Source organism: Prosthecobacter dejongeii (assembly GCF_014203045.1).
Lineage (GTDB): Bacteria > Verrucomicrobiota > Verrucomicrobiia > Verrucomicrobiales > Verrucomicrobiaceae > Prosthecobacter > Prosthecobacter dejongeii.
In genome coordinates this window covers 1-7,001 of record NZ_JACHIF010000018.1, presented here as the reverse complement: position 1 = coordinate 7,001, position 7,001 = coordinate 1, and the positions used below count along the sequence as shown (strand labels likewise).

General features: G+C 57.8%; 2 protein-coding genes. Both read left to right on the top strand.

What is annotated here, in order from left to right; all coding sequences use genetic code 11:
* The coding region (locus tag HNQ64_RS23715) for a thrombospondin type 3 repeat-containing protein (RefSeq protein ID WP_184213361.1) at positions 1-1,488 on the top strand (1,488 nt) is incomplete at its 5' end.
* Positions 1,489-1,530: 42 nt separating this feature from the next.
* Positions 1,531-7,001, top strand: a 5,471-nt coding sequence (locus HNQ64_RS23710; RefSeq protein WP_184213359.1) for a choice-of-anchor I family protein, incomplete at its 3' end; no start/stop codon positions are given.

Below are 7,001 nucleotides of genomic sequence, written 5' to 3'. Positions count from 1 at the left end.
GAGGCATTGGATACACGGATCCAGAACGTGAATGAGCGAGGGGATACAGTGCCCCCAGTGGCAGGCCGTGACAGCGATGGCGATGGCTTGTCTGATTATGAAGAGATCCTGCTAGGCGGAGACTCCACCACGCGGTTACGTGTCGGAGAGCGTGTGGACCTGAACCTCGGCTTGTATGCTCAGGCTGGCCAGACCCTGAAGATCGTGGGCCGTCTGCCTCCAGGACTAACGTTTAATGCAACCACCAATCGTCTCACGGGAGTGCTTGGGGGAACAGCCGCCTTTTATGACCTGCAACTCCAGGTAATTTCCGGTGGGAAGATCGTCAAAACAGTCATTGTTCCCTTGGTGGTGGAGGCTTTCCCTGCGCGTCTTTTGGGCAGCTACGAGGCTCTCCTGGAAAACACCAACGATGTGCCTCAGGGCATGGTGCGTGTGACGGTGACTCAGTCGGGTCTCTGGTCTGCCACCCTGGATGTACGCGGCACAGCACGTCGCTCCTCCAAAGGCAGTTTTGAACTGATGGCAGGCAGCCGCCAGGTGAATTTGCCGATGGTCTTCAAAGGCAGCAAAACAGCGGAGGAAGCCACTGTGCAGATGATCTTGGACATTGATAGTCCTCAGGTGAGTGGCACCTACTCCATCGTTTCTTCGGTGGGTGCGGTGCGCGGTATCCGTATGGCAACCTTTGGTGCTAGCCCACCGACGACACGCCGCATGAACATGGTGCTGGATGCTGGGGAGCAAGATGGCGTCGCCTACCCTGCGGGCCTCGGCTGGGCCAAAGGAACGGTGACCAATAAAGGTGCCGTGAACTTGGCTGGTGAATTGGGGGATGGGCAGAAGATGACCTTGTCCCTGCGCTTGGGCGTCACAGGTCAGTCCCTGGCCTGGGTGCAGCCTTATCGCAATAAGGTGGACTCTTACTTTGGCGGTGTGCTGCCTGTGCCAAATTTGGGCCAGCCTGCATCCATGTTGCCGGCTTTGGAGTTGGGTGCTGTTTGGTTCAAAGCGGCGGATGCGAAGGAGCTGAGCTACGAGGCTGGCTTTGCCGCTCCGTTATCCGTCACAGCCATTGCGACGGCCTTCGACCCCGTCAAAACCTCGGCGGATCTAGAAACGATTTTGGGTCTCACGGCGCAGACGTTGAATGTGGAAATCCAAGGCGCAGGTCTGAGTAGCATCACCGGCGTGCCGATTATCTTGCCGACGTCCTTCACCCTGGCCTCCAGCTTTGCACTGACAACAAAGACACCCGTGAGTGGCCCACCTGCTGCCTGGACGGGTAAAATCAATAAGGCCGATGGCGGTCTCACCGGCACGCTGACATTGCCTGCCAGCGCCAATACCCTGGCTGGCAAAGCGGCAGCCACAGGTATCCTGCTTCGCGGCCTAACGGATAACAGTGTGGGAGGCGGCATCCTGCGCGTGCCGGTATCTGGCAAGAAAGGGCAATTCCGAACGGCGTCCCTGCTGCTGCAACGCTGATCTTTTGCTGACCACCAACCCTTTATTTGAATCTCCTGAAAGATGAAAGTTAGACCCCCCCTTTTCCTGGTGTTGCTCAGCCTTGCTCTGCCTGTGGCCAGTGCCTTGGCGCAGACGACCCAAGTGGGCACCATCCTGGTGCAACAAAATGACGCAGGCAATGTTGCGACCTCGGTCGCGCTGACGGCCACTGCTGGCAGTTCTTCCTTCTTCAACATTGCTGGTGGCAACCGAGGTGACTTTGACATTGCCTTTGGCAATGCGGACAACGTAGCCGCAGGTACTTTGGTGACTTGTGTGGCAGAAAATGGTCGTGACAACACGGCCTTCGGGGACACCATCGGTCGCTTTTACGCCACCGCTTGTGCGGATATCTCTGGCACGCGTTTTTTCATCCCAGTCAACGACACTCCGAGATTGGGCGAAGTGAACATGCACATCGGCGCGGGGTTCTTCCCCTACAGTCGCTGGCTGGGTGGATTTGCCCGAAACGCAGCAGGCACGAATGGTGGGGTGACGGATCAACTCCGCTCCCACGCGAGCATTCGCCTCGGTACGGAATTTCGTACCCTGGGCAGTGGGGTCTTCTTGTTAGACCTTCGCGCGGTAGGCGGCCACTCGGCGCAAAATGGAGTGCTCCTGGTCACCCATGCTAAGAATGAAGCCAACTATGCCACCGCGCGCGCGAATACCGATGGTACCTTCAACTTGTTTGTGCGCGACAACGCTGCCACCGGCGCTGCCAATGAGCAGGACCCCATTTCCTTCGTGTACGTGCCTACTTCAGCACTCAATACAGAAGGTTTGATCGCACTGGGGCGAGTGAATAGCAATGCCACGACGGATGTGGTCGCCGGTCCTGTCCAGGTGACCAAAGGTGGCACCGGACAATGGTACCTTAAAATCACGGGTCACAATCCGAACACAGGCACACTTTTAGTTAGTCCGGAAGGTGGTGGCGCAAACAACTTCGATAACGTCGTCAGCTACCAGTGGGATGAGGCGAATAGCCGCTACATCGTCGAAAGCCGCGATATCATTGATGCCACCGCTTTGCCAGCACTCCAGAATGGGGCGGCCACGGAGGACATGTTTAGCTTTGCGTTTTTCCGTGGTCTCAAAGCACCAAAGGTGACCCTCACCCATCCTGTGGAGGGCGATACCCTCACCACGCCTGCCACTTTTAACGTTCAGGCACAGGTGACTGACGAAGACAGCGACATCGCCCAGGTGGAATTCCTCCTCAATGGTGTGGTGGTAGCCACGGACACAATCGCTCCCTATGAACTCCCTCAAAATGCCCTGCCAGCAGGTAGCTACCGCTACCTCGCCCGCGTGACGGATACGGATGGCCTCGTGGTGAGTAGTACTCCGGTCCAGGTCGCGGTCGAGTTGGACCCAAATGTCCCGACAGCCAATACGGCCCTATGGTTTGATGGCGTGAATGATTACCTCACACTCGGCACCGCTCCAGAACTGGGTGTCGGCGGCCCACCTTCCAATGGCTTCACTCTGGAATGCTGGTTCCGCAAAGAAGGCCAAGGCGTTGTTGCGGGTGGGCTGGGGAACTTGCTGCCTCTCATCAGCAAAGGTCGTGGTCAGGCTGACAATAGCACGCTGGATATTAACTACGGTCTCGGTCTTACCGCTGGAGGACTCTTGTGCGCGCAGTTTGAAGCTTTCCCTGTCAATGGTGTGACAGGTGGAGCGGATTTTTCTGCGACCGCGACACATACCCCCATCGTGGATGGGCAGTGGCATCACGCCGCAGTCAGCTACAATGGCACGACGGGCACGTGGAACTTCTTCCTGGATGGTGCGCCTGTGGGCACTGTGGTGGGCACGCCAGGAGCACTGCCACGTTATGACAGCATTCAGCCTTTTGGCATTGCGACGGCTTTCACTTCAGACGGTGTCCCTCAGGGGGCCTTCCCAGGTGTGGTGGATGAGGTGCGCATTTGGAACTACGCGCGCTCTGCCGCAGATATCTTGAGTCACCGCGATGCATCCATTTTGGATGCAGGTGGGTTGGTTGGTCGCCTGGGTTTGGATGATGGTCGCGGCATTCAGACTTCCAGCAGCGCCGGCAAACGCACTCGCGGAACTTTGGTCAATGGGCCTGTTTGGGTTTCTGGCGCTGTGCTGACGAATCAAGCGCCGCAGGTGGCTCTCACGCAACCTCTTTCCGGTGCTCGCTTTTTGCCAGGTGCTTCCATCTTCCTGGCAGCCGGTGCCGCAGATGTGGACGGGACCATTGCGAAGGTGGAGTTCTTTGAAGGACTCAATAAACTCGGTGAAGTGCTTGCGGCTCCCTTCACGTTTGAGTGGATGGGTGCAGCGACGGGGGCGCATTCTCTGACCGCCGTTGCCACGGATGCTACCGGTTTGGTCACCATTTCAGAAGCGGTGGTAGTGCAGATTGGGGATGTCTCTCCGCTGGTCATCACAGAAGTGCAGTCTAGCCAGTCTGCCACAGCCCCAGTGGGCGCCGCAGATTACTGGGAGCTGACGAACACGGGTGCTGCACCTATCTCACTCGCGGGTTATCGGTGGGATGATTCTCGCCGCAGCTTTGCTTCCGCTTCACCCTGGGCTGTGGCCAATGGCACCTCCATCGCCGCTGGTGAGTCGGTCATCTTCACGAAGATGGACCCCACAGCGTATCGTGCCTGGTGGGGCCTGCAGCCGACAGTTCAAGTGATTCAAAGTGTGGGTGCTCCTGATCTTGATGCCAATGACAGCATCACCCTTTACGATGGCGCAGGTGTGGTCGTGACCTCTCTTTCCTATGCGCAGGCCGGGTTCAATCGTGTGAATGGTTTGTCCGCTCTGGGCGGACAGGCGGGTGAATCCGCTGGTGGGGCCGCGACGGCAGCTCTGGTCTGGGATGCCACCTCTGGGCGCATCCAGCCACGTTACACATTCTCTGGGGCAGGCACTCATGGAGGTGTCACCGCAGTCACGGGTGCAGATGTGGGATCTCCAGGAAATGGCGGTGGTGCCGTTCAGGAGCCTACGGTGACGCTTTCCATGACCATCGCCCCAAAAGTCTTTTCTGAGAGCGTGGCTAACCCTGCTGGTGCAGGCACCCTGATCCGCAGCGGTGATACTTCGGCTGCCTTGGACGTCACGCTTCTGTCCAGTGAACCTTCAGAAGTCACCGTGCCTTCCTTGGTGACGATCCCTGCGGGACAAACGTCCGTTAACTTTGACGTGACGGCGGTGAATGATTTCCTGGTGGATGGTGCGCAGAGCCTTCAAGTTGCCGCACTCGCGTCAGGCACCACCTTGGCCCGGCAGGACCTGACCGTGCTGGATGATGGTGACCTGCCTCCACCAAACCTCCGCCTCACGGAGGTGCAGTCTAACCAATCGCCTAGCGCACCCACGGGTGCCGCTGATTACTGGGAACTGACAAATTTCAGTGCTGAAGCTGTGGCTTTAGGCGGCTATACATGGGATGACAGCCGCCGCGATGTGACAGCGGCCCAGGCCTGGAAACTGCCTGCGGGCGTCTCTCTAGCAGCCGGTGAATCGTTGATCCTGACGACGGGTGATCCCGCTGCTTTCCGTGCCTGGTGGGGGCTTTCGGATACCGTTCAGGTGCAGCAGACAGCAGGTGCACCGACGCTGGATGCCGATGACAGCATCACACTTTACACCAACAATCAGGTGGAAGTCTTCACTTTTAGTTATGCCGCCAATGCCTTCACGCGTCCTTTTGGACTGTCTTCACTAGGCGGTCAGGCAGGTATTTCAGCAGGTGCCTCCAATGATTTTACCGCTCTGGTTTATGACCCAGCTTCCACGCTCGGTGCTCCTCGTTATTTGGCTGCGAATGGTTACCGTTTAGGCGGGCGGTTTGCTGTCACCGGGGCAGATGTGGGTTCACCCGGCGTGATCAATGGTGCAGCGACTCTCCCTCCCGCGCCAGCCATCACCACGCGTGGACCTTTGCAGTTCACTCATGTCTCCACCGTGCCCTTGGCGGGTTCGGAAATCTCCGCTTACGATCCTGCGAGCAAGCGTCTGTTTGTCACCAGCAGTGTGGGTCTCCAGGTGTTGGCCATGCAGGACGCAGCCTTTCCTGTGAACCTCGGGACGATTAATTTTACCCTGCCTCCATTCAACCTCAGCTCGACGGATATCACGAGCGTGGCTAGCCGCAATGGCGTGGTGGCAGTGGCAGTGCCTAACGCGGTGAAAAGCCAGCCTGGCAGTGTGGTGTTTCTTAACGCAGCCGATAGCACTTTGCTCAGCATCGTTCCAGTAGGTGTGCTGCCTGACATGATCACTTTCACACCGAATGCTGCTCGGGTGCTGACAGCCAATGAAGGGGAAATGCAGGCTGGGGGTGCAGATACAGCACCGGGCTCAGTTTCCATCATTGAGGTGGCTGGTGGCTTCACCGCACCGACGGTGACGACAGTCGGCTTCACCGCCTTTGATGCTCAGGCCGCTGCGCTGAAAGCTCAAGGCGTGCGCATTTTTGAAAGCCCTCCAGGCTCTGGCATTCTGCGTCTGCCTTCGCTCGACTTTGAGCCCGAGTACATCGCGGTGGCTCCAGACAACTTGACCGCGCTGGTGACTTTGCAGGAAGCAAACGCCGTAGCTCTTTTAGACCTCACGAGCAAGACCTTCACTTCGATCAAACCTTTGGGCGAAAAAGACTTCAGCACCTTGCTGGCGGACTTCAGCGACCGCGATGCCGAAGGTGGCAGCACGGGTGCCATCAAACTGACCACGGGCAATCCGGTCTTTGGTCTTTACATGCCGGATGCCATCACCGCCTTCCAGGCCAATGGGCAAACCTACTACATCACGGCCAATGAAGGCGACGACCGAGACGATTTTCAGACCGAAACCATCCGCGTGGGCGCTGGAGGTTATGTGCTGGATCCTACGGTGTTCCCGAACGCTGCGGAGCTGAAAGCAAACAGTCGGTTAGGCCGCTTGACCGTGTCGAATTCGGCAGGTCTTCGGGGTGACACGGACAATGATGGCGATGTGGATCGTATCTTGGCTTACGGCGGCCGTTCTATCTCCATCTTGAATGCTGCGGGCGAGATCGTTTATGACAGCGCTGACTTGATGGAGCGCCTCGTCGCCAGCTTGGGTGAACCTTGGTATGACGATGGTCGCAGCGATAACAAGGCCGCAGAACCGGAAGGTGTCGTCATCGGTGAAATCGAGAAACGTCTTTATGCTTTCGTGGGTCTTGAGAGAGCCCGTGGCGTGATGGTGTTTGATATCACGGATCCTTCTCGTGTGGTGCAGGCGGGTTTCGTCAGTTTACCGACGGATCTAAACCCTGAAGGCATCACCTTCATCAGTGCCGCTCAGTCTCCGAATGGTCAGCCGATGATCGCGGTGACCAATGAGACGAGCAACACGCTGAGCCTCTTCAATGTCAGCCGTTTCACGCTGCAAGTGCTGCATGTGGGGGATGCGCAAGCCGGGTTACTGGCACCGCAGACCGCACCGAATGTCGCCGCCTTGGTGGACGCCTTTGA